Origin of the sequence: Exiguobacterium sp. s50, assembly GCF_018618175.1 — a bacterium.
Lineage (GTDB): Bacteria > Bacillota > Bacilli > Exiguobacteriales > Exiguobacteriaceae > Exiguobacterium > Exiguobacterium chiriqhucha.
Window position 1 is genome coordinate 89,005 of the sequence record NZ_JACSLP010000001.1, and the last position, 21,176, is coordinate 110,180.

At 51.9% G+C, this 21,176-nt stretch carries 25 protein-coding genes; 6 read left to right on the forward strand and 19 right to left on the reverse strand.

Going from position 1 to position 21,176, the window contains the following annotated elements:
• Positions 1-70 precede the first annotated feature (70 nt).
• The 3 genes from KNP68_RS00460 to KNP68_RS00470 all read right to left on the reverse strand — a co-directional run bounded on the left by KNP68_RS00460 (position 71) and on the right by KNP68_RS00470 (position 1,318).
• The gene (locus KNP68_RS00460) at positions 71-304 is read right to left on the reverse strand and encodes a DUF896 domain-containing protein (protein ID WP_021067586.1); all 234 of its coding nucleotides are present in this window, start codon (positions 302-304) and stop codon (positions 71-73) included.
• 60 nt (positions 305-364) lie between these two features.
• Positions 365-1,009 carry a YneB family resolvase-like protein gene (locus KNP68_RS00465; protein ID WP_021067587.1) on the reverse strand — a complete coding sequence of 215 codons (645 nt, stop codon included), beginning with the start codon at positions 1,007-1,009 and terminating at the stop codon, positions 365-367.
• A gap of 72 nt (positions 1,010-1,081) precedes the next feature.
• Positions 1,082-1,318, reverse strand: coding sequence for a hypothetical protein (locus tag KNP68_RS00470; RefSeq protein ID WP_214756573.1), 237 nt, complete (start codon positions 1,316-1,318; stop codon positions 1,082-1,084).
• A gap of 205 nt (positions 1,319-1,523) precedes the next feature.
• On the opposite strand from KNP68_RS00470, the gene lexA reads away from it, so the two are divergent.
• Positions 1,524-2,144: a transcriptional repressor LexA gene (gene lexA / locus KNP68_RS00475; RefSeq protein WP_021067589.1), complete on the forward strand. Its 621-nt coding sequence runs from the start codon at positions 1,524-1,526 to the stop codon at positions 2,142-2,144.
• Positions 2,144-2,584: a metal-binding protein gene (locus tag KNP68_RS00480; protein ID WP_214714758.1), complete on the forward strand. Its 441-nt coding sequence runs from the start codon at positions 2,144-2,146 to the stop codon at positions 2,582-2,584. Before lexA ends, KNP68_RS00480 begins: the two co-directional genes overlap by 1 nt.
• Before the next feature lie 87 nt (positions 2,585-2,671).
• On the opposite strand, the gene KNP68_RS00485 is transcribed toward KNP68_RS00480, so the two are convergent.
• The 5 genes from KNP68_RS00485 to hflX all read right to left on the reverse strand — a co-directional run bounded on the left by KNP68_RS00485 (position 2,672) and on the right by hflX (position 8,355).
• Entirely contained in the window at positions 2,672-3,772 is a 1,101-nt protein-coding gene (locus KNP68_RS00485) for a DNA alkylation repair protein (RefSeq protein WP_131471211.1), read from the reverse strand.
• A gap of 156 nt (positions 3,773-3,928) precedes the next feature.
• Positions 3,929-5,269, reverse strand: a complete 1,341-nt coding sequence (glnA, locus tag KNP68_RS00490; protein ID WP_021067592.1) for a type I glutamate--ammonia ligase — start codon at positions 5,267-5,269, stop codon at positions 3,929-3,931.
• A gap of 46 nt (positions 5,270-5,315) precedes the next feature.
• Positions 5,316-5,714 carry a MerR family transcriptional regulator gene (locus tag KNP68_RS00495; protein WP_029595347.1) on the reverse strand — a complete coding sequence of 133 codons (399 nt, stop codon included), beginning with the start codon at positions 5,712-5,714 and terminating at the stop codon, positions 5,316-5,318.
• 93 nt (positions 5,715-5,807) lie between these two features.
• A complete protein-coding gene (locus tag KNP68_RS00500; protein ID WP_058764531.1) occupies positions 5,808-7,103 on the reverse strand; it encodes a methionine gamma-lyase family protein in 1,296 nt (431 codons plus the stop codon).
• Positions 7,104-7,110: 7 nt separating this feature from the next.
• On the reverse strand, positions 7,111-8,355 hold the full coding sequence (gene hflX, locus KNP68_RS00505) for a GTPase HflX (RefSeq protein WP_131471212.1): 1,245 nt from the start codon (positions 8,353-8,355) through the stop codon (positions 7,111-7,113).
• A 102-nt stretch (positions 8,356-8,457) separates the two neighbouring features.
• Here hflX and KNP68_RS00510 point away from each other — a divergent pair, with 102 nt between their 5' ends.
• Together KNP68_RS00510 and KNP68_RS00515 are read left to right on the forward strand one after the other, a co-directional pair.
• Positions 8,458-9,456 carry a site-specific integrase gene (locus tag KNP68_RS00510; RefSeq protein WP_131471213.1) on the forward strand — a complete coding sequence of 333 codons (999 nt, stop codon included), beginning with the start codon at positions 8,458-8,460 and terminating at the stop codon, positions 9,454-9,456.
• A gap of 62 nt (positions 9,457-9,518) precedes the next feature.
• Entirely contained in the window at positions 9,519-9,914 is a 396-nt protein-coding gene (locus KNP68_RS00515) for a hypothetical protein (protein ID WP_131471214.1), read from the forward strand.
• Here the strand turns inward: KNP68_RS00515 and KNP68_RS00520 are convergent, their stop codons facing one another.
• Positions 9,915-10,463, reverse strand: coding sequence for a GNAT family N-acetyltransferase (locus KNP68_RS00520; RefSeq protein ID WP_131471215.1), 549 nt, complete (start codon positions 10,461-10,463; stop codon positions 9,915-9,917). It abuts the gene before it with no gap.
• Between the two features lie 145 nt (positions 10,464-10,608).
• Here KNP68_RS00520 and KNP68_RS00525 point away from each other — a divergent pair, with 145 nt between their 5' ends.
• Positions 10,609-11,766 carry an MFS transporter gene (locus tag KNP68_RS00525; RefSeq protein ID WP_214798390.1) on the forward strand — a complete coding sequence of 386 codons (1,158 nt, stop codon included), beginning with the start codon at positions 10,609-10,611 and terminating at the stop codon, positions 11,764-11,766.
• Positions 11,767-11,821: 55 nt separating this feature from the next.
• Here KNP68_RS00525 and KNP68_RS00530 read toward each other — a convergent pair whose 3' ends face one another.
• Both KNP68_RS00530 and KNP68_RS00535 read right to left on the reverse strand, forming a co-directional pair.
• On the reverse strand, positions 11,822-12,349 hold the full coding sequence (locus KNP68_RS00530; RefSeq protein WP_058763817.1) for a hypothetical protein: 528 nt from the start codon (positions 12,347-12,349) through the stop codon (positions 11,822-11,824).
• The gene (locus tag KNP68_RS00535) at positions 12,339-13,154 is read right to left on the reverse strand and encodes a hypothetical protein (RefSeq protein WP_058763819.1); all 816 of its coding nucleotides are present in this window, start codon (positions 13,152-13,154) and stop codon (positions 12,339-12,341) included. The genes KNP68_RS00530 and KNP68_RS00535 overlap by 11 nt, the downstream gene beginning before the upstream one ends.
• Positions 13,155-13,243: 89 nt before the next feature.
• On the opposite strand from KNP68_RS00535, the gene KNP68_RS00540 reads away from it, so the two are divergent.
• Positions 13,244-13,792 (forward strand): DUF4256 domain-containing protein, encoded by a 549-nt coding sequence (locus tag KNP68_RS00540; protein WP_131471324.1) that lies wholly within the window; start codon positions 13,244-13,246, stop codon positions 13,790-13,792.
• A gap of 23 nt (positions 13,793-13,815) precedes the next feature.
• Here the strand turns inward: KNP68_RS00540 and KNP68_RS00545 are convergent, their stop codons facing one another.
• The 8 genes from KNP68_RS00545 to recA form a co-directional block, all read right to left on the reverse strand.
• A complete protein-coding gene (locus KNP68_RS00545; RefSeq protein WP_214756571.1) occupies positions 13,816-14,301 on the reverse strand; it encodes a hypothetical protein in 486 nt (161 codons plus the stop codon).
• The gene (locus KNP68_RS00550; protein ID WP_131471218.1) at positions 14,298-14,576 is read right to left on the reverse strand and encodes a hypothetical protein; all 279 of its coding nucleotides are present in this window, start codon (positions 14,574-14,576) and stop codon (positions 14,298-14,300) included. The genes KNP68_RS00545 and KNP68_RS00550 overlap by 4 nt, the downstream gene beginning before the upstream one ends.
• Before the next feature lie 183 nt (positions 14,577-14,759).
• Positions 14,760-15,941: a glycine C-acetyltransferase gene (locus KNP68_RS00555; protein ID WP_131471219.1), complete on the reverse strand. Its 1,182-nt coding sequence runs from the start codon at positions 15,939-15,941 to the stop codon at positions 14,760-14,762.
• A 14-nt stretch (positions 15,942-15,955) separates the two neighbouring features.
• Positions 15,956-17,032, reverse strand: coding sequence for an L-threonine 3-dehydrogenase (tdh, locus tag KNP68_RS00560; RefSeq protein WP_051627709.1), 1,077 nt, complete (start codon positions 17,030-17,032; stop codon positions 15,956-15,958).
• Between the two features lie 169 nt (positions 17,033-17,201).
• Positions 17,202-17,462, reverse strand: a complete 261-nt coding sequence (locus tag KNP68_RS00565) for a stage V sporulation protein S (RefSeq protein WP_012726477.1) — start codon at positions 17,460-17,462, stop codon at positions 17,202-17,204.
• Between the two features lie 26 nt (positions 17,463-17,488).
• On the reverse strand, positions 17,489-18,283 hold the full coding sequence (locus KNP68_RS00570) for a TIGR00282 family metallophosphoesterase (protein WP_058763830.1): 795 nt from the start codon (positions 18,281-18,283) through the stop codon (positions 17,489-17,491).
• 48 nt (positions 18,284-18,331) lie between these two features.
• Positions 18,332-19,894 carry a ribonuclease Y gene (rny, locus tag KNP68_RS00575; RefSeq protein WP_029595337.1) on the reverse strand — a complete coding sequence of 521 codons (1,563 nt, stop codon included), beginning with the start codon at positions 19,892-19,894 and terminating at the stop codon, positions 18,332-18,334.
• A gap of 187 nt (positions 19,895-20,081) precedes the next feature.
• Positions 20,082-21,131: a recombinase RecA gene (gene recA, locus KNP68_RS00580; RefSeq protein ID WP_021067612.1), complete on the reverse strand. Its 1,050-nt coding sequence runs from the start codon at positions 21,129-21,131 to the stop codon at positions 20,082-20,084.
• Between the last annotated feature and the right edge of the window lie 45 nt (positions 21,132-21,176).

A 21,176-nucleotide genomic window follows, 5' to 3' on the forward strand; every position in this document is an offset into this window, starting at 1 on the left:
AGTCCTCCTGATCGCCGTTCGCGTATAACAAACATGCACACCCTATATGAAATAGGATGTGCATTCGTGGTCACTCCGAGCGATGTCGTTTCTGCTCGTCTTTCAATTTTTCAGGCGTTACGTCGTTCCCGTCCGGATCGACGACCTTCATCCCCATCATTTGCGATTTGAATGATTGGCGGAACGCTTGCAAATATTGTTGGCGCAGCGCTTGCTGCTCGTCCATCTCTTCTGATGACAGTCCATCTGTCTTGGCTTTGTTGGCGAGAAAATTGATTCGCTCCAACTGTTCAGGTGCTAGCATCAGGCTCGCCCCCTCTCTACTGAATTTGTTCTTCTACTGTACAAAATCAGCGAGCAGGAATCAAGTTTCTGGCACTGATACGTGCTCCAAATAACGACGGTTCACGGTCGCTTTCGACACCTCATAGCCAAAACCACGTAGCGTGGCGGCAATTTCAGCGAACGTCAGTCCGCGCTCGCGCAGTTGGACAATTTCTTCGATCGGCACTTCGATTCGGCTCCGACCGCCTTGATCGTGATGTTGGATGTTGCGGTGCGGGTTGAACCCGTTCGCGACCGCCCGACGCATGCCGCGTGAGATTTTCGCATTATGGATTTTACGCTGGTATTCCTCGACGACACTGACGATTTCAAGCACCATCTTCTCGGCATCCGAGACGACGTATTCATCGGACGATTGCATCGTCAACAAGCGGACGTTATGTTTCATGAGCGTATGCAAGATGGCGATTTTCGCGTTCCCTCGTCCGAGGCGGCTGTCATCGCTCACGAGCACGGCATCGAGATTAGATGTCGAGACGTGCTCCAACAAATCGAGCAACCCCGTCCGATTGACCTCATACCCACTCTCTTGCTCACTGATCACATCGACGATTTCAGCGTCAAGACGTTTCGCCATCCGCGTCAGTTCGTCCGCTTGGCGACCGAGTGACGTCTCTTGCGTGGACTTGTTCGTCGACACGCGACAATAAATGACGACTCGCATCCCGTCACTTCCTTTCTTTCCATTCGCCCTCTACGATACACAGGTTCGGGGGCTGTTCGCAATCAGAAAAGATTATTCGGCGGCGAACCACGTCGTCTTGTCGTCTTCTTTCTCAGCGCGTTCAGCGAGAAGCTGTGCCTCGAGCGACTCGGCCTCCGTCAAGGCGACTTCTTCTTCGATGCTATGCTCGATTACTGGTTCGGTCGCGACGACTTCGACATCGTGGCGCATTTCCCCGACCATATAAAACGCGAACATTCCAAGTGCCAACATGCCGACTAAAATGATTCCATTGATTGTGTCTCTCATAACGATTACCTCCTGGGAATAAGAATACACGTTCTCGAGAACGTCTGTTCGTTTATCTGTTCTCATCATAAAACAAGAACTTCTGTTCGGTCAAGTAGAAAAAAACGAACGAATGTTTGTGCGCTCATGTGTTCTTGTGTTAAACTAAACCCATAAAGAATAGGATGCGTTCGCAGGTTATTCGACATAATCGAGGTGAAATCCATTGAAAAAAATGTCAGCAAGACAACAACAGATTCTTGATTTTATAAAAGCCGAGGTCCGGGCGAAAGGGTATCCACCTTCCGTTCGTGAAATCGGAGAGGCAGTCGGACTCGCATCGAGCTCGACCGTCCACGGCCACTTGGACCGTCTAGAGAAGCGTGGATTGATTCGACGTGACAAGACGAAGCCACGTGCCATCGAAATTTTAGATGAAGAGATGTCAGTCGTGGAAGACCATGATGCCGTCATGTACGTGCCGGTCATCGGAAAAGTCACGGCCGGTACGCCGATCACGGCGATCGAGAATGTGGAAGAGCACTTCCCGCTCCCGGCCCACGTCGTCGGTTCCGACAACGTCTACATGCTCTCGGTATCGGGAGACTCTATGATTAACGCCGGCATCTTGGACGGGGACCGTGTCCTCGTCCGCCAACAGAACACGGCCGACAATGGAGAGATTGTCGTCGCCATGACGGATGAAGGCGAAGCGACGGTGAAGCGGATTTATAAAGAAGCTTCGAAAGTCCGTCTTCAACCAGAGAACGACGAGCTCGAAGCGATGTATTTCGATAACGTGTCGATTTTAGGGAAGGTCATCGGTGTATACCGCACGATTCACTAATGGCTAGTGGCAAGACACATACCCGTACGAATCTCGTGGCAATCGGTGCTCTTGCGATTGCCACGCCTTTTATTGACATCGATGTTCCGACCATGTTCCTATTCGGCGCCCTAATCGGGACGTTCTGGCTCTCCCCGGACCTTGACTTAAAGTCGGACGCCTATTATCGATGGGGACCACTCCGAGGCTTTTGGCTCCCTTACGTGAAGATTATGCCCCATCGGTCGTTATTCTCGCATTTGCCGCTCTTGAGCGATCTGATCCGGGTCATCTATCTTGGCTTCCCGCTCACGCTCGTGCTCACGTTCACGCCGTATGAGGAAGCTGCCAGATCATGGCTCGACCTAAACGGGGCCGCATGTTTCTTCGGACTCGTCTTCGCGACGACGTTACATACGACGCTCGATTATGCGTCCACGTTCTTCAAACGTGCCTTTTAAGCCAAACATTTATGCCATACACCTAAAAGGGCAACCCGTCTAGTAGAGACTGGGTTGCCCTTTTTGAACTGTTTATTATATAGAAGCTCAATAACTTTTATGCAACATGACATGATGTTCTGCCACTTCTCGTCCATTGACCAGCAAAACGACACGATGCTCCCCTGAATAATGCCGACGAGTCGTCAAATCTGCCCAACTGTGCATCCTGTTCGCTACAAGTCGCGCACCCCCGGGGACGAGTTTGTTCGCTAGCAGAAATGCTTTACGACTCGCTTTCCCGTTCGCTTTTATGAAATCGATGGCGTATTCGACCCGAATATAGGCGGCATCTCCTGGACGAATCGACAAATCATACTGAATCTCGCACGCCTCACCTATGCTGAGCACATTCGGATGTATAGTAATCGATGAGTTGACGGTCAAATCCGTTTCTTGCGTATAACCAAACAAAGTTAACGCGTCCGGGTGTGCGGATTTAATTAACGTTCGGCACGCATGTCTGATGACCCAGTCGGTATGAGGATGTTCGCCTTGCCATCGACGCGAGACTTCGAGCACGGCTTCCGGGTGATCTTTCGAGATATCGTTGAGATTGTTGGCGACACTTTTCCTTACATATAATGATGGGTCTTCTTTCAATAACTCTAAAACCGCAAACACGGGAGCCGGATTTTCTCTGAACATCGGTAATGACTCCGCCCACGGAAGACGAGGACGACAGCCTTCACTTGCCAATCTTCGCACATGCTCATTCGGATGCTTGGCCCATGCCATCATGCGATCCATTACTCGCGTCGAATCACGAAGCAGAAAAGGTCTGATTGCGAATTCAGAAGACGATTTCTGCGTGAAGAGTTCGAGTGCTGACATCGAGCGTTCCCAATGTTCTTCCGCCTGTCCATACACTTCTACGAAGTCGGGAAAAAATAAATATGGAAAGCCGACACAATCGTCTGCAATTTCAACCAATACATCTATAGCTGACTCGTAGTTTTGAGGTAAGTACTCCCCGAGCTTTGTCGAAATACGGCGCATACGCCCTTTCAGCGCTAACGCTTCCCATGACTCATCTACAATCGATGCGACAAATGCTTGTATATCAAACGATGGGTAAACGGATTGAATACGTCGTCCAAATCCTAGCAAAAAATCCTCATGATATACCTCTTTCAACGGTGTGGCCACGTCTTCCATCTCCTTCAGTTTCGTCTAGTCCGCTCATCCAGCCATACATTCTTCCTCATTATATAGAACGATAGAAAAAGAGTCCTGAAGGAGTTCTTCTTGCGAAGACTCCTTCAGGACTCTGATTGGTAGGGTTAACGTCCCCAGTTCATCTACTTAGTAGAGCGTCATGTACTGATCGCGTTCCCACTCCGTCACTTGCGTGCGGAACATATCCCACTCGATTTCTTTCAACTCGAGGAAGTGCTCACCGATATGCTCGCCAAGCGATTCCATGACGACTTTGTCAGTACGGAGTACTTCGAGCGCGTCGAAGAGCGTAGCCGGAAGATCGTCAATCCCGTTAGCAACACGTTCTGGCTTGTCCATGACGTAGATGTTGCTGTCGATTGGCTTCGGTGCTGTCATGTCTTTCTCAATTCCATCGAGACCTGCAGCCAATAGTGTGGCCAAAGCGAGGTACGGGTTTGCTGCCGGGTCGACCGAACGTACTTCGATTCGAGTCGAGAGACCACGGGCCGCTGGTACACGAACGAGTGGTGAACGGTTGCGCGCGCTCCATGCTACGTAGCAAGGTGCTTCATAACCAGGAACGAGACGCTTGTACGAGTTAACAGTCGGGTTACAAACAGCCGTGAATGCACGGGCATGCTCGAGAATCCCTGCCGTGAAGGCGCGAGCCGTGTCAGAGAGTTCCATTTCGCCGTTCGGATCGTAGAAGACGTTCGTGTCACCTTTGAAGAGCGACATGTTGGCGTGCATCCCTGAACCGTTGACACCGAAGAGCGGCTTCGGCATGAACGTCGCGTGAAGACCATATTTCGCTGCAATCGTCTTGACGACGAGTTTGAACGTTTGGATGTTATCAGCCGTCGTGACCGCATCTGCGTATTTGAAGTCGATCTCGTGCTGACCTGGTGCGACTTCGTGGTGTGATGCTTCGATTTCGAAGCCCATGTTTTCGAGCTCGATGACGATCTCTTTACGGCAGTTCTCGCCGAGGTCGACCGGTGCCAAGTCGAAGTAACCGCCTTGGTCGTTAAGTTCGAGTGTCGGTTGGCCGTTCAAGTCTTTCTTGAAGAGGAAGAACTCAGGCTCTGGTCCGACGTTGAATGCTGTGAAACCGAGCTTCTGCATGCGCTCGAGGTTACGCTTCAAATTGCCGCGCGGGTCACCGCTGAACGGTTTTCCGTCCGGAGTATAAATATCACAAATCAAGCGAGCGACTTTACCGCTGCCGTCTGTCCACGGGAAGACAACCCATGTGTCAAGGTCTGGATAGAGGTTCATGTCTGATTCCTCGATGCGTACGAACCCTTCGATTGAAGAACCATCGAACATCATCTTGTTATCAAGTGCTTTGTCCAATTGGCTGATCGGAACCTCGACGTTTTTAATCGTACCGAGGATATCCGTGAATTGAAGACGAATAAAGCGTACGTCCTCTTCTTGTGCGATGCGTTTGATGTCTTCTTTCGTGAACGTTTTTCTGGCCATGGTGAAATGTCCCCTCTCACATTGTGTAATGGTTAGTGTACTGGCGTCATCGATAAAAACGTGACAGCTCACCTTGAATGAGCGACGTCTTATTGAAACGGCCAGCTTCTTGAAGCTGTGTTTTCAATAATTTGTGTAACTCTTGTTCAGAGATCTTCGGTGCTTCATCGACCGGCGCCTTTAGTGATTCCGCGTCTTTAGCGTCGCTGTTATCGAGCATATGACGAATCGCCGCCAAATTGAAGCCTTGATCGATAAAATCCTTGATCGTGAGTAGACGTTCGACATCATTAAAGGAATAGAGCCGTCGTTTCGATTCCGTCCGACTAGGCGAAATCAGACCCTGTTCTTCATAGTACCGAATCTGCCTACCTGTCAGCTGGGTCAAATCTTGAACGATTCCAATCGGAAACAACGGGTTGGAGCGACGAAATTGATCGGCCATCTCTTACCCCTCCTTTTCTGTCTCACACTGTGAGAATAATACATGACAACTTACCTGTCAATAGATGTTAAGAAAGTTAACATGACATTTCGGTTACAACTTCTGTGAGATATTGTCACGGTCAAATGTGACGAGCTCTTTCGTCCGCAATTGGCTCAAGGCAAGCATGAGCGCGACCTTGACGTGGGCGTAAGTTAATCCGCCTTGAACGTAGGCCGTGTAAGGCGCGCGGAGCGGACCGTCGGCCGACAATTCAATCGACGAGCCTTGAATGAACGTCCCGGCTGCCATGATAACGTCATCCTCATACCCCGGCATATAGGCCGGTACCGGCAACGCATGCGCATTGACCGGCGACGCCATCTGGATGCTCTGACAGAACGCAATCATCTTGTCGCGGTCGCGGAACGTCACCGATTGAATCAAATCGGTCCGAGGCGTCGTATAATGCGGGTCGGTCTCGAAACCGAGCAATCCGAGCAGGCTCGCCGTCAAGTGCGCCCCTTTCAAGGCTTGGGCGACTGTGTGCGGCGCCATATAAAACCCTTGATACATCTCTTGGAGCGAATAGAGTGACGGACCGGCCTCGCTTCCGATGCCAGGTGTCGTCATGCGGAACGAGCAGCGTTCGACGAGTTCTTTCGTCCCGGCGATATAGCCACCCGTCTTCGCCAAGCCGCCACCCGGGTTTTTGATGAGTGAGCCGGCCATGAGATCAGCCCCGACGTGGGTCGGTTCAATCGTCTCGACGAACTCACCGTAACAGTTGTCGACGAAGACGAAGACGTGCGGGTGTGCCGCTTTGATTTTCGCGATTGCCTCCCCGATTTCTTGGACCGGAATGCTGCGTCGGTTGGCGTAACCTTTCGAGCGCTGGATGCCAACGAGCTTCGTCTCAGGGCGAATCCGTGCGATGACGGTCTCGACATCGATCTGGTCGTCTTTCAACTCGACCGTGTCGTAGCCGACACCAAGTTCTTTGAGCGACCCACGGCCGTCTCCCCGAATCCCGACAATCTCTTCGAGCGTGTCGTACGGCTTGCCGGTAATATAAAGCAGTTCATCCCCTGGCAACAACACACCGAACAAGGCGATCCCGATGGCGTGCGTCCCAGAGATGATTTGCGGGCGGCATAGGGCGAGGTCCGCCCCGAACACGTCAGCATAAATCGACTCGAGCGTGTCGCGTCCAATATCGTCATAGCCGTACCCGGTCGTCGGATTGAAATGAAAGTCCGACACTTTATGCTTCTTAAACGACTCGAGGACACGGTATTGGTTGAACTCCGCTGTCGCCTCGATCGTTTCAAAATATGGTTTTACCCGCGCTTCCGCCTCGGTCACGAACGGGGCCAATTCATCATAATACGCAATCTTTTCTTGCCACATCATTGTTTCACACCTCAAATTGTTTCAGCGTCGCATATAGACGCGTGTCTTCTCTCATATATCCAACGAGTTCGACCGAACCGTCATCGAGGAACTTCTCCTCGAGACGATACATCGAATCTTTGGCCGGATGGTAATGCTCGAACGAGCGGACCGGCAAGATGACGTGTACTTTCGTCAACACATCAGCAATCTTATCTTCGATCGCGCCGATGAGCGTCTCGATATCGTTCGAGTCGAGCGCCGAGATGACGAGCGGTCCGCCAACGAAGTCTTCGGTCAACCGGTCTTTCTTATTGTATACCTCGAGCTGCGGCAACTCACTCGCGCCGAGTTCCGTCAAGACCGAGTTGGTCGTGTCGATTTGGTTCATGTAATGCGGGTTTGACGCGTCAATGACGTGCAAGACGAGGTCAGCCCCGAGCACTTCCTCGAGCGTCGAGCGGAACGCGGCGACGAGTTTCGTCGGCAAGTCGCGAATAAATCCGACCGTATCCGTGATGAGCACTTTTCCGCCGCGCGGCAATTCGAGCTCACGCGTGAGCGGATCGAGCGTCGCGAACAATTCGTCCTGTTCGTACGTATCGGCGTCCGTCAAGCGGTTGAAAATCGTTGATTTTCCGGCGTTCGTATATCCGACGAGCGCGACTTGGAACACACGGTTCTCTTTCCGACGTTCGCGGTAACGGTCACGGTGCGCGACGGTGCCTTCGAGATTTTTCTTAATCTCATCGATGCGGCGCTTGATGTGCCGGCGGTCCGACTCGAGTTTCGTTTCACCCGGTCCCCGTGTCCCGATTCCGCCACCGAGACGTGACAGTTGCGTGCCTTGTCCGATTAAACGCGGGAGCAGGTAGTTCATTTGGGCGAGTTCGACTTGGAGTTTCCCTTCTTTCGATTGGGCCCGTCCGGCAAAGATGTCTAGAATCAATTGCGTTCGGTCAATCAGTTTCATCTCGTCCGGGTCGTTCAGCGAGATGCGGATGTTCTTCGACTGGGCTGGCGACAGCTCGGCGTTGAAGATGACGATGTCCGGCTCGAACTGTTCGATGAGCACCGCGAGCTCCTCGACCTTCCCTTTCCCGATGAACGTGCGGCGGTCGACTTGTTGCCGTTTCTGATCGAGACGGGCGACGACCTCACCTCGTGCCGTATCGACCAATTCGACGAGTTCCCCCATCGATTGTTCATATGTCCAATCGTCGACAGTTGGTAATTGACATCCGACGATAATGACTTTCTCTCGTTGCATAAAAATCCCTCATTCCTATAAGTCTCATCCTCCATCTTACCACGAAACGGCGAATGGAGAACGTCCGTTTGTGGTACGATATGAGGAGAAGGAGGAACGTCCATGACGAAACGTAGAAAAGAGTATCCATTGCCTGAATATATCGAGGCGTACTTGTTCCATCTCGGCGCGAGCGGCCGTCAACCGTCGACGCTGAAACGCTATCGATACGACTTGATCGATGTGCACAAATACTTTCATGACCATAACGTCGAGCTCGATGCCCCGGAGGCGTGGCTCGCCGTCCCGCTCGAATCGTGGAAGACGTTCGTCAACGACTTCCTCATCGAAGAGAAGCAATACCAACAGGCGACGGTCGCCCGAATCGTCACCGTCATCAATAGCCTGACCGTCTTCTTGAATCCGCTCCGGAAAAAGATGCTAGCCTATGCCCAACCAGCCCATACGCTCACCGTCGACCAGATTGCCTTGCCGACCGAGTTCAGCAAGCTCGTCCGGACGATCCGTTCGACAAGCGGGCTGAGTGAGAACCAGCTTCAGGCGCATCCGTATCTCGTCAATCGGAACGAGCTGATCGTCACGTTGTTCTATAAATATGGACTCCGGGTGCATCATATCATCCGTCTTCGGATGAACGACCTGCATCTCGCGAGCCATGAATTCGACGTCTATGACCGGCTCGGCAACCGGTTCACGTTGAAACTCAGTCAAGAGGACCAGACACTCCTTATGAACTATTTGGCTGACATCCCGACGCCGGTCCGTCCGCGTTGGTACTCGGACGATCCCGTCTTCGTCTCGTTCGACTTCTCCCGGATGACGTTCCGTTGGGTGTATGCGAAGAACCAGCCGAAACAGCTGACGATCGTCATGATTACGAAGATGATGCGCCAATTGAATGAACGCAGCGGTCTCAGCCGTTCGGTCACACCGTCGATGCTCCGGAACGCCCACGTCTTGAAGACGTATGCGACCGACATGACGTCACTTGAACGGATGAACGTGACGTGTATGCATAAAGAGTCATCGCTCCGGCGCTATGAGCAGGCGTATGCGGAGTTCGGCGCAACGCTCTATGAATCAGGGGGCGTCACCCCGTAACCCGTCGTCATCTTTGCAGGTGACGGCTTTTTTTACTTGATGATCCGAAAGGTGGGCGTACCGTGTTTTTTCAAAAAATCCAATCTGCTCTCATCAGTCTATTCATTATTCCTTTCGTGTTGCCGCTCTTCTTTCCCTACGCGCTCGATTTGTCATATGGACCGAGCGTGGCCGTCTATTTGCTCTATGCGATCCCCATCGTGTTCATCTACGGGACGTTCACCTCTATACTGTCCGAGTATATAAGCCAAAAGACGCCATTCCGTTCGAAACGGGTGACGTCTTTCGTGTTCCATCTGATTGCTGGCTGGTTGTTCGTGGTCCCATATGGACTGTTATTCGATCCATCCATCTTCGAGACAGGTATATTCAACCTCGCATCGTTACTTGGCGTGTCGAGCGCCTTCATTTTCTATGCGGTCGACCAACTGCTTGGCCATCATTTCAAAACGCTGTAGTCAGTGGGCCCACTCATTTCGCAACAAGCCGTATACGACGTGGTCGACGTAGCGGTCATATAGCCACTCCGCGTTGCGAAGCACCCCTTCTTCGAGGAAACCGAACCGTTCCGGCAAGGCCCGGCTCTTCACATTCCCGGTTGCGACCCGAATCTCGATTTTATCGAGTTTCAAGTCACGGAACCCGTAATCGATGACCGTCTCGAGCGCTTGACTCATAACGCCTTTGCCTTGAAACTCTTGGCCGAGCCAATAGCCGACCGTCCCACACTTGATGCCTCGGTCGATGTCGTTGAAGCCGATCGTCCCGGCGAGCTCACCCCGATACACGATCGCAAACGACTTCGGATAGCCGCCCGTCTCCATCAATCCTTTAATCCGCCCTTCGATATTTTGCCGCGAATCGTCGACCGTCTCCGTATAATCTAGCCAACCGAGCCACTCGCGAAGGTATGGCTTCGACGCCATCGTCAATTGGAACAACGCCTCTGCGTCATCAATGGTGAACATTCGTAGTTGAAGCTGGTCGTTGATGTCATAGCGTAACATGTCGTTTCCCCCGTTTACTTTCCAATTATTGTACTCTTAATGATTTTATCGTAAACTATTTGTAAATAATTTGAAAGCGGTGAAAGTATGTAATTCGACATCATGTCATCCACCCAAAATTGAATAGTTCTGGAGGAGAGTCATGATGAAGTCGTTTTACCTGCTGCTGGTCAGTCAATGGCTGGCCAATATTGGTGACGTGCTTTATATCGTCGCCTTGATCGCTTTGTTATATCAACAGACCGGTTCCGCCCTGGCTGCGGCCAGTTTCCCGATTGCCGTCACGATCGGCATGACCGTGAGCGGTCTGTTCTTTGCCCGCGTCTTATCTCGGTTCACCCTCGGTCAGACGCTGCTCGTCACGCAACTGTTGAAGACGACCTTGCTCGGGGCCGTCATTTGGTCGGAGTCGATTCTCGTCCTCGGCCTCGTCGTGCTCATCGCCTTCTTGGATGGGTTCGCCCGTCCGGTCCAAGCGTCGTTCATCCCCCGGCTGACGACGAATCGCCAACAAGCGAACAGTCTCGTCCAAGGGTCGAATCAGTTCATCCAGCTGGCGATGTGGCCGCTCGGTACGATGGTCGTCGCTTCGTTTTCAAGCGCGATTGCCTTGACCGTCGCGTTGATGTTATTCATGCTCTCGACGCTCGTCACGCTTCGCTTCGTCCGTTCACTCGACCGCGACGTGACGGTAGAAGATGGTGAATCAGACATTTCCCTTAGAGACAGCCTCGCCATCGTGCGAACAGTACCTCATGCTCGATTAATCACGGTATTCGTCACGTTCGAGTCTTTCGTCAGCACGCTCTGGATTTCGGCGCTTTTGCTCGTCTATCTGGAACGACACCTCTACATCGATACGGGCTGGTGGGGGACGATGAACGCGAGCTACTTGATCAGCATGATTCTGGCCAGTGCATACTTGTATCGCGCTCAACGGACCAGTTCACTTGCTGTCAGCTCCCTACTGTCGGTCGGGGCTGCCTTGTTGTTCGGCGTGACGTCTCATATCGCATTCGCGCTCATCGCGCTCGCAGTTCAAGGATACGCCACCCAACTCCGTATCATCCAAACGAACACGGTGCTCCAAGAAACGTCACCTGTCTCGCAACTTCCGTACGTCTATAGCGTCCAACAGACGGCCTACACCCTCGCCTTCAGCATCGGCAGCCTGACGTTTGGAATGCTCGCGGACGGATTACCGATCGCCATCGTCTATTTGATTGGCGCAGCGTTGACCGTTCCGCTCGTCTGGCTCGGTCGGCAAATCGATTTGACGGACGATGTGATTCAATCAGCTTAATAAGAAGGCGCCTTCTCGGTCAGAGAGGGCGCCTGTTTGATGATATGTGGACTTTTTAAGATTGCTCGTAGTAATGCTTCCCACCAAAATAGATGGTTGGGCTCCCCCGACGGATACATTTTAACCCAATCGCCGCCTCGACAGTCGGGTCCGACATCGTGATGATTTCGAGGACCGTGTCCAATCCGTATATCCGATAGTGGCAAAATGTAGCGACGTCCGGTTTGATGTACTCCCACAACTGAAAACGTGTTTCTTGGAGTTGATCGAGATAGCCTGACTTTGTATAACGAACGATTTGATTTCCTTCAAACTTGTCATGAGGCGTGATCACCACTCCATCGGTATACGATTCATCGATGACTTCCATGTATATGATGTCTTCAAAGCGGAGCTTCACGTTCACCATCTCGCTTTGCGGAGGAATCCCATTCGCCTCGAGCCGCTCACGGAAAGAGACGTTCCGTTTCCTAGGGTGGTCGAAGAGCTGTAGATTGAACGTCAGAGTCTTAGGTCCGAGGTCATAATTGAAAGCAAACACGTGCATCATCCCGTCATACAAGAACAAATCTTCAAATCTCATTGGAAACCACCTCTCCCGGATGTTTATACTGAAACACACCGTAGCCATATCCTTGCGTCAAATCGCCTCCAATGAACAATGAGACGGTTTCTGTCTCGGTCGGGATGAGGAATCGAATGCCTTCCCACTCTTCATCATGTTCCAGGAGTGACACAAGTTGATGAACAGCTTGTTCTGGTTGTCGGGAGACATCACAACTCACCTTATACGTCTTCGACCACGTCCATTTCCCACTAGATTCAATTGCATGATCGCTTCCCGTCCGCTTCGCCCAAGACTCAAAATCGGATAACAGTTTATTTTTGGATAAGACGACTTGGAATGACGTAACACCGAGTGCGATTAATAAGTCCGCAATGAATGCCGCAGGGGCCTTCACTTCCGGTAACCCGAACTCTCTCCATTGGCTGTCCGGTGAGAGGCCGTACATATCCTCCATTTTCAGAGAGTATGAATCAGGGTCATGAAACGTCTGACTGTGTGCCAATAAAAAATCGAGGAAAGAAACATCGTGTCCGGCTAGCTCGATGGACACAACTTTTTCTGTATATAATTTGCGATGATACGAATTATACAAAAAGACTAGTTTTTCATTCGAATAGATGCCAATCGGTAACGTCAAATCAATCCATCGAAGCTGAAGTAATTGTGGTTTGGTAAGTTCCAAATCTAGCTCACCATAGTCAATCACGCGATAAGAACCGAGCGGCAAAACGTCTGACCAAATAGATTTGAGCAAGAACAAATCAATCGTCCGGAACGTCTGCGCATGTAGATGCTGAACATCTAAGGCATCGAAATTCAATTGGCATTCCCCTTTCCATGAACAGTGTGCTGAATCGATCACAAGTGATGTCGTATACTGAAAGAAACCTTGGAATGGAGTGATTGATGATGTCCACCCTTTCACACGAAGAAACAACCGAGTTGTTGAAAACTCTCGAAGCGCGCTTTACCACCAACCCCGAACGACATCAAGATCTCACCTGGCCCGACATCTTGACTCGTCTTCAAGCGGACGACCGTAAACTCGCCGCGCTCTCCGAAATGGAACGGACCGGCGGCGAACCCGATGTGATTCGACTTCCGAACGGGGAGCATGTCTTCTGTGACTGTTCGGTTGAAAGTCCGAGTGGTCGACGTAGCCTATGCTATGACGATGCGGCGTTAGCGGCGCGAAAGAAGAACAAACCGGTGGGGAGTGCCGTCGAGTTGGCTGAAGAGATGGGTATCGAACTACTCGACGAAGCAACGTATCGCCATCTGCAGACGCTCGGTACGTTCGACTTGAAGACGTCGAGCTGGATTGTCACCCCGGAATCGATTCGTCAAAAAGGCGGAGCCTTATTCTGCGACCGGCGCTACAACCAGATCTTCGTCTATCATAATGGCGCCGATTCGTATTATGCGGCCCGAGGATTCCGCGGAATGTTCATCCTCTAAGCAGGGCCACGTGCCTTGCTTTTTTATGTGAAGAGCCAATTGAAGACGATGGGGACATACTTGACGAAAAATAGACTGACAAATAAAATGGATAACACTTTGAATGGCCACATGAACCAGTCGTTCAACTTGCGTGTGAAAAACAAGAATAATGCATTTGCTATCAAACTTTGTGTGAGGTTCGGCTCTTCCATCATTTGAGAAAGTAGAACACCCCATCCAGGGAAGGAATCCAGACCAAACGTTGCCGAAAAATCTGGCGACGTATCGTACTTAATTCGGATGTACCACGCCATGACATAAACTGATACGAAAATCGATGCCCAAATCGTCATCCCTAAAAATAAGAAAAAGTCTTTCCACGACTCCACGTCGATGATACATATGACGATTAAAATCCCAATCCCAATTACAACATTAATAATAAACAGCGGAGAAATCGTCAGAATCGAGAATTCTTCTGCTGTCAGAAATGATCCCGCAACTGAACTTCGGCTATAATCTATCATCTTTTCCTCATCTCACTTATGTAAAGAATAATAGCATCATACAATGCTATGTAAAGTCCTATTCCCATCCCTATCCCAATGAGCAACAGAAGCGCTCCTAAGTGCTTCGTTGTCATGCAGACTAAGATGACATGGAGCAAAATCGTTCCTACGATACTATCCACGGTCGCATCTTGCACTGAGACGGACTGTTTCGGTTTAAATAACAAATACATGCCGGCGGTAGATAAAATGATGCCTAAACCGCTGATTGAAAATAAATCAATTACTAACATCTTTCTTGTTACTCCTTTTTATATAAACTCGGTAGTTGAAATAAAAAATAGTGAAATCCGAGTACTCTCCTGTTCAAAGTTTAGATTCAATCCTCCTAGATGTCTACCAAAATTTTCAAACAAAAACAGCATGCCCAATTCAGGCATGCTGTGGTTCATATCTCTATTTCTACAGTTTTAACCTTACGCTTGAAGCGTGACGTTCAGTTCTTCCGCGACCGCCTTGAAGGCAGCGAGCGCACGTTCGAGGTCGTTACGGGTATGTTCCGCCGTCACGATCGTCCGAATCCGAGCCTTGCCTTTCTCGACCGTCGGGAAAGCGATGCTCTGTGCGAACACGCCGTGGTCTTTCAATTTGTCCGAGAACGTGTGCGCGAGCGTCTCTTCGCCGAGCATGACCGGTGTGATCGGCGTCGTCGCATGGCCGATATCGAAGCCGAGATCACGAAGACCCGTCTTGAAGAACTCGGTGTTCGCCCAAAGCTTATCGAACAGCTCTTCCTCCTCTTTCATGACACGGATCGCCTCACGGTTCGCCGCGACGACCGCTGGCGGGTGTGACGTCGAGAACAAGAACGGACGTCCCTTTTGAATCAAGAAGTCACGGATGTCGTTCGAGCAGGCGACGTAGCCGCCGAGGACACCAATCGCTTTCGACAACGTCCCGACTTGTAGCGCGACCCGGCCGTCGAGCCCGAAGTGGTTGACCGTACCGCGGCCGTTTTTGCCCAGCACGCCCGAGGCGTGGGCATCGTCGACCATGACCGCCGCGTCATACTTCTCGGCGAGCTCGACGATTTCTGGGAGCGGCGCGATGTTGCCGTCCATCGAGAAGACGCCGTCCGTGACGACGAGACGCGTCCGATAATCTTGCGTCTCTTTCAACGCCGCCTCTAAATCGGCGAGGTCGGTGTGCTTATAGATGCGGCGGGCCGCTTTCGTCAACCGGATGCCGTCGATAATCGAGGCGTGGTTGAGCGCGTCACTGATGACGACGTCTTCCGGACCGAGCAGTGCCGACAAGACGCCGAGGTTCGTCGCGAAGCCCGACTGGAACACGAGCGCCGCTTCCGTATGTTTGAATTCGGCGAGCTCGCGTTCGAACGCCTCGTGCATCTCGAACGTCCCGGCGATTGTCCGGACCGAACCTGTGCCGGCCCCGAACTGTTCGACCGCTTCAATCGCCGCTTGTTTCAAGCGCGGATGGTTGGCGAGTCCGAGATAGTTGTTCGAAGACAACTGGACGAGCGACTTGCCGTCGATCGTGACTTCGTTCGCTTGCGCCGACTCGAGCGGCACGAGCGAGCGGAACGTGCCCGCTTGTTTCATTTCATTGACTGCTTCTGTAATATGTTCAAATGCCATATCGATTCCCCCTGTTATGGTATTAAGACGACCTTTCCACATTTCCCGGCACGCATAAGCTCGAAACCTTGCTCGAACTCCTCAAGCTTGAACACGTGCGTGATAATCGGTTCTACGTTCAGCTGACCTGTCGCGAGTAGCGTCGACACTTGACCCCACGTCTCATACATCTTACGTCCGGTGATGCCCTGAACGCGCACCCCTTTGAAGACGACGTCACGCGTCAAGTCGATGGCGACCGGCTTGGCTGGGAGTGACAACACATTGACGTCCCCGCCGGCCGTGACCATCTTGAACGCCTGGTCGATGGCGACCGGATGCCCGCTCATCTCACAGACGACATCGATACCGTCCCCGTCCGTCTGATCCATGATCAGCTCGAGCGGATTTTGCTCGAGGCTATTGATGACGACGTCCGCCCCCATGTCTTCGGCGAGCTTCAACCGGTACGGGTTGACGTCAATCGCATAGACGCGGCTCGCGCCCGCCGCCTTGGCGACGCCGACGGCCATGAGCCCGATTGGCCCACACCCGACGATGGCGACCGACTTGGCTGACACGTCACTCGCGAGCACTGTATGGACGGCGTTTCCGAGCGGCTCTTGAATCGAAGCGAGCTTGGCCGGCATCGACTCTGGATTGACCCACAAGTTCTCTTCGGGCATGACGACGTATTCAGCGAAACAGCCTTGCGTGTCGACACCGATGATTTTCGTGTTCTTACAGATGTGATACTGCCCGCGCAAACACTGTTTACATTGGTGACAGACGATATGCGTCTCGGCCGATACGGTCTGTCCGATTTGGATGCGTTTCGTTCCTTCCCCGAGCGCCACGACTTCCCCCGCGAACTCGTGACCGAACACGTATGGCGGTTTGACCCGGCTCTTTGCCCAGTCGTCCCACTCATAAATGTGGACATCGGTCCCGCAAATCGATGTCGCTTTCACTTTGATTAACACTTCCCCGGCTCCTGGTGTCGGGATTGGCACTTCGACCAATTGGGCCCCGAATCCGGCTGTATGTTTTTGAATCGCTTTCATCACAGGTGTCGTTGCTTCCTTCTCTGTCGTAGACACGAGCTGTTCCATTGAAAACGTCCCCCTCTTCATCTCTTAATCGAACTTCACGTTCTCTTTCATCTTGTCATAAAATGACGAACCTGAGAAGATAGAACGTCGATTTTCCAGACAAAAAAGAGAAGCCATCCGCGCCGATGGCTTCTCTTACAAGAATAGGACCTATGTCCCGACCGCAAGCTCATCTTGGTTCGATGATGAGCTTGATTGCCGTTCGTTCTTCTCCGTCAATCATAATATCGGTGAACGCCGGGATGCAAATCAAATCCAGCCCGCTCGGCGCGACGAAACCACGCGCGATCGCGACCGCTTTGATGGATTGATTGAGCGCTCCAGCGCCGATTGCTTGAATCTCACACGTTCCTTTTTCACGAAGTACGCCAGCGAGTGCACCCGCCACGGAGTTAGGATTCGATTTTGCCGAAACTTTGAGTACGTCCATTCTTGTTTCCCCCTCGGGTAGGTTGTTCAATCAAACCATACGGTCTGATCATCTAGGTGTATGCGTTCGATTTTCGTGGCTCGTTTCGATTGGTCATCGATTGTGATTAAAACTCCATTTAGTTGTTCCCGTCCCTCGGCAACTTCAAACCGGACCGGGAGCTGGGTGATGAATTTTCTTAAGACGACCTCGGCATCCATGCCGAGCACCCCGTCGAGCGGACCCGTCATCCCGACGTCGGTGATGTACGCCGTACCGTTTTGTAGGATGCGGTTGTCAGCCGTCTGGACGTGCGTATGGGTGCCGACGACGGCTTGGACGCGTCCGTCAAGATGATACCCCATCGCAATCTTCTCACTTGTCGCCTCGGCGTGCATGTCGACGAAAATCGCATCGACCTCGCCGCGAATCTCTTCGACGAGCGCGTCGACGGTGCGGAACGGACAGTCGAGCGACGGCAGGAACACCGTCCCCATCGCGTTGATGACGGCGAGCTTCTTCCCGCCTTGTTTCAACACCATCATCCCGACACCGGGCGTACCGGTAGGATAGTTGGCCGGGCGGACGATGCGGTCGGCATCATCAATCCAGTCAAAGATGTCACGGTTGTCCCAAGTATGATTCCCCATCGTCACGCCATGAAATCCAAGCTCGAGAAATTGTTGATAGATTTTTTTTGTGATACCACGTCCGTTGGCTGCGTTTTCACCGTTGACGAGCATGAACGTCGGGCTATATTTGCTTTTTAAGCGTCCGATTTGGGCGCTCAAGATGTCGCGACCTGGTTTTCCGACCACGTCGCCGATAAATAAGATTTTCATAGTCTTGTCCTCCTCCAATAGAAAAAGCGGAGAATGTCTCCGCTCTTGTTACTTCGCATAATCGACGGCACGCGTTTCGCGAATGACCGTCACTTTGATTTGGCCTGGATAGTCAAGCTCATCTTCGATCCGTTTACAGATGTCGCGGGCCATCTTGTTCGCCACGACGTCATCGACGACGTCTGGGCGGACGATGATCCGGACTTCACGTCCCGCTTGGATGGCATATGACTTCTCGACTCCTTCGAACGACTCACAGATCGCTTCGAGGCGCTCAAGGCGTCGGATATAGCTTTCGAGCGTCTCTTGACGGGCTCCTGGACGTGCCGCTGACAAGGCGTCAGCCGCTGCGACGAGGACCGCAATCGTCGACGTCGCTTCGACGTCCCCATGGTGCGAGGCAATCGAGTTGATGACGACTGGATGCTCTTTGTACTTCGTGGCGAGTTCGACACCAATCTCGACGTGGCTGCCTTCGACTTCATGGTCGATGGCTTTCCCGATATCGTGGAGGAGACCCGCTCGTTTGGCGAGCGTGACGTCTTCCCCGAGCTCGGCGGCCATCATGCCGGCGAGGTGGGCCACTTCGACCGAGTGGGCGAGCACGTTTTGACCGTAACTCGTCCGGTAACGCATTCGACCGAGCGTCTTGACGAGGTCCGGGTGGACGCCGTGGATGCCGGCTGAGAATGTCGCTTCTTCCCCGTATTCACGGATGCGCTCATCGACTTCACGACGTGATTTCTCGACCATCTCTTCAATGCGGGCCGGATGGATCCGACCGTCTTGAACGAGTTTTTCGAGCGTCATCTTGGCGATTTCACGACGGACCGGGTCAAATCCAGATAGGATGACCGCTTCCGGCGTGTCATCGATGATGAGGTCGATGCCGGTGAGTGTCTCGAGCGTGCGGATGTTACGTCCTTCACGTCCGATAATCCGCCCTTTCATCTCATCACTCGGCAAGTTGACGACTGACACGGTCGTCTCGGCGACGTGTTCGGCCGCATAACGTTGCATCGTGAGAGACAAGAGGTGTTTCGCTTTTTTATCAGCTTCTAATTTTGCTTTTTGCTCGATTTCTTTTTGAAGGAGAGCAGCATCGTGAAGCGCTTCCTGCTTCGCTTCGTCCATGATGATGGTCCGTGCTTCTTCTTTCGACAAGGCTGCCACGCGTACTAGTTCTTGGCGTGCCTCCTCATATAATTCCTCCACTTTGCTCTCGAGCGTTTCCGCTTCACGCTTCCGTTTCGCGAGTGCAGCCTCACGTTCATCCAGGGCGTCTTCTTTCCGTTCAAGCATGTCTGCTTTCCGGTCGAGAAGCTCTTCCTTTTGGACGAAACGATTTTCTTTCACTTTCTGCTCTTCACGTCGTTCGCGCAATTCTTGTTCGGTTTCATTGCGAAGTTGAATCATCTCTTCTTTTACTTCAAGCCGTGCTTCTTTTTGCATCGCTTCCGATTGTTGTCGCGCTTGCTCTACAATCTTGGTCGCTTCCGTCTCGGCACCTTGAATCTTCGCTTCGGCGATCGATTTACGCACAAAAAAACCTGCAACAAAAGCTATCGGCAAAAGGAGGATCAGAATAAGCTCTAATAGCCATTCCATCATGTTCACCTCCCTTTCGCAAGGTTATTTTATTTTTTCATGAATGAAAACGCGAGCGAGCCCGCGTATAGCTTTATTGTACTTATTTACCTGTTAGAATGCAATGCACGGACAGGATAGAACTACCAATTCATCAAAAAAATTATACTAAAAAAATCTCGCCTGAACCATGTCAGGCGAGAAACGTTACTTACTCTTCGTCTAAAAGTGAGAGGACGTCATCGTTGTCAGCTTCGACTGTGACCGTCTTTTCACCGTTGAGACCGTAGTGGTCGCGAATCCGTTCTTCGACCGATGCGGCCACCGACGGGTTCTCTTTCATATACTGCTTCGCGTTCTCACGGCCTTGACCGAGACGCTCCTCGTTGTACGAGTACCACGCGCCGCTCTTTTGAACGATATCGAGGTCGGCCCCGATGTCGATGAGCTCGCCTTCACGCGAGATTCCTTCGCCGTACATGATATCGACTTCTGCCGTCTTGAACGGTGGCGCGATCTTGTTTTTGACGACTTTGATTTTCGTCCGGTTCCCGACCATGTCTTGACCTTGTTTGAGCGTTTCAGCACGACGGACTTCGAGACGGACCGACGAATAGAACTTGAGGGCACGACCACCAGGTGTCGTTTCCGGGTTACCGAACATGATTCCGATTTTCTCACGGATTTGGTTGATGAAGATGACGATTGTCTTCGACTTGTTCGTCGCACCAGACAATTTACGGAGCGCTTGGCTCATGAGGCGGGCTTGAAGACCGACGTGTGAGTCTCCCATCTCCCCTTCAATCTCGGCTTTCGGAACGAGTGCCGCAACCGAGTCGACGACGAGGATATCGACCGCACCAGAGCGGACGAGGGCTTCCGCGATCTCAAGGGCTTGTTCCCCTGTATCCGGTTGTGATAAGAGCAACTCATCGATGTTGACGCCCAAGTTTTGTGCGTATTTCGGGTCGAGCGCGTGCTCGGCGTCGACGAAGGCAGCTTGTCCGCCGCGCTTTTGAACTTCAGCGATAGCATGAAGCGCCACCGTCGTCTTACCTGACGATTCAGGTCCGTACACTTCGATGACACGACCACGTGGATAACCACCTGCACCGAGGGCGATGTCGAGGGCGATTGAGCCTGACGGGGTCACCGAAACTTGCTGATCTGTATTTTCACCGAGGCGCATGATTGAGCCTTTACCGAATTGTTTCTCAATTTGGCGTAATGCCATTTCTAACGCTTGTTTACGATCACTCATAGATTAATGAGCCTCCTTTGATTGATACTTTCATTATAAGCGAAG

What these genes read in the sequence shown, in the direction of transcription:
- KNP68_RS00460 (WP_021067586.1), bottom strand. Translation starts at nt 304, where the DNA reads ATGCTAGCACCTGAACAGTTGGAGCGAATCAATTTTCTCGCCAACAAA.
- KNP68_RS00465 (WP_021067587.1), bottom strand. Translation starts at nt 1,009, where the DNA reads ATGCGAGTCGTCATTTATTGTCGCGTGTCGACGAACAAGTCCACGCAA.
- KNP68_RS00470 (WP_214756573.1), bottom strand. Translation starts at nt 1,318, where the DNA reads ATGAGAGACACAATCAATGGAATCATTTTAGTCGGCATGTTGGCACTT.
- KNP68_RS00480 (WP_214714758.1), top strand. Translation starts at nt 2,144, where the DNA reads ATGGCTAGTGGCAAGACACATACCCGTACGAATCTCGTGGCAATCGGT.
- glnA (WP_021067592.1), bottom strand. Translation starts at nt 5,269, where the DNA reads ATGGCCAGAAAAACGTTCACGAAAGAAGACATCAAACGCATCGCACAA.
- KNP68_RS00495 (WP_029595347.1), bottom strand. Translation starts at nt 5,714, where the DNA reads ATGGCCGATCAATTTCGTCGCTCCAACCCGTTGTTTCCGATTGGAATC.
- KNP68_RS00500 (WP_058764531.1), bottom strand. Translation starts at nt 7,103, where the DNA reads ATGTGGCAAGAAAAGATTGCGTATTATGATGAATTGGCCCCGTTCGTG.
- hflX (WP_131471212.1), bottom strand. Translation starts at nt 8,355, where the DNA reads ATGCAACGAGAGAAAGTCATTATCGTCGGATGTCAATTACCAACTGTC.
- KNP68_RS00510 (WP_131471213.1), top strand. Translation starts at nt 8,458, where the DNA reads ATGACGAAACGTAGAAAAGAGTATCCATTGCCTGAATATATCGAGGCG.
- KNP68_RS00520 (WP_131471215.1), bottom strand. Translation starts at nt 10,463, where the DNA reads ATGTTACGCTATGACATCAACGACCAGCTTCAACTACGAATGTTCACC.
- KNP68_RS00525 (WP_214798390.1), top strand. Translation starts at nt 10,609, where the DNA reads ATGAAGTCGTTTTACCTGCTGCTGGTCAGTCAATGGCTGGCCAATATT.
- KNP68_RS00530 (WP_058763817.1), bottom strand. Translation starts at nt 12,349, where the DNA reads ATGAGATTTGAAGATTTGTTCTTGTATGACGGGATGATGCACGTGTTT.
- KNP68_RS00540 (WP_131471324.1), top strand. Translation starts at nt 13,244, where the DNA reads ATGTCCACCCTTTCACACGAAGAAACAACCGAGTTGTTGAAAACTCTC.
- KNP68_RS00545 (WP_214756571.1), bottom strand. Translation starts at nt 14,301, where the DNA reads ATGATAGATTATAGCCGAAGTTCAGTTGCGGGATCATTTCTGACAGCA.
- KNP68_RS00550 (WP_131471218.1), bottom strand. Translation starts at nt 14,576, where the DNA reads ATGTTAGTAATTGATTTATTTTCAATCAGCGGTTTAGGCATCATTTTA.
- KNP68_RS00555 (WP_131471219.1), bottom strand. Translation starts at nt 15,941, where the DNA reads ATGGCATTTGAACATATTACAGAAGCAGTCAATGAAATGAAACAAGCG.
- tdh (WP_051627709.1), bottom strand. Translation starts at nt 17,032, where the DNA reads ATGGAACAGCTCGTGTCTACGACAGAGAAGGAAGCAACGACACCTGTG.
- KNP68_RS00565 (WP_012726477.1), bottom strand. Translation starts at nt 17,462, where the DNA reads ATGGACGTACTCAAAGTTTCGGCAAAATCGAATCCTAACTCCGTGGCG.
- KNP68_RS00570 (WP_058763830.1), bottom strand. Translation starts at nt 18,283, where the DNA reads ATGAAAATCTTATTTATCGGCGACGTGGTCGGAAAACCAGGTCGCGAC.
- rny (WP_029595337.1), bottom strand. Translation starts at nt 19,894, where the DNA reads ATGATGGAATGGCTATTAGAGCTTATTCTGATCCTCCTTTTGCCGATA.
- recA (WP_021067612.1), bottom strand. Translation starts at nt 21,131, where the DNA reads ATGAGTGATCGTAAACAAGCGTTAGAAATGGCATTACGCCAAATTGAG.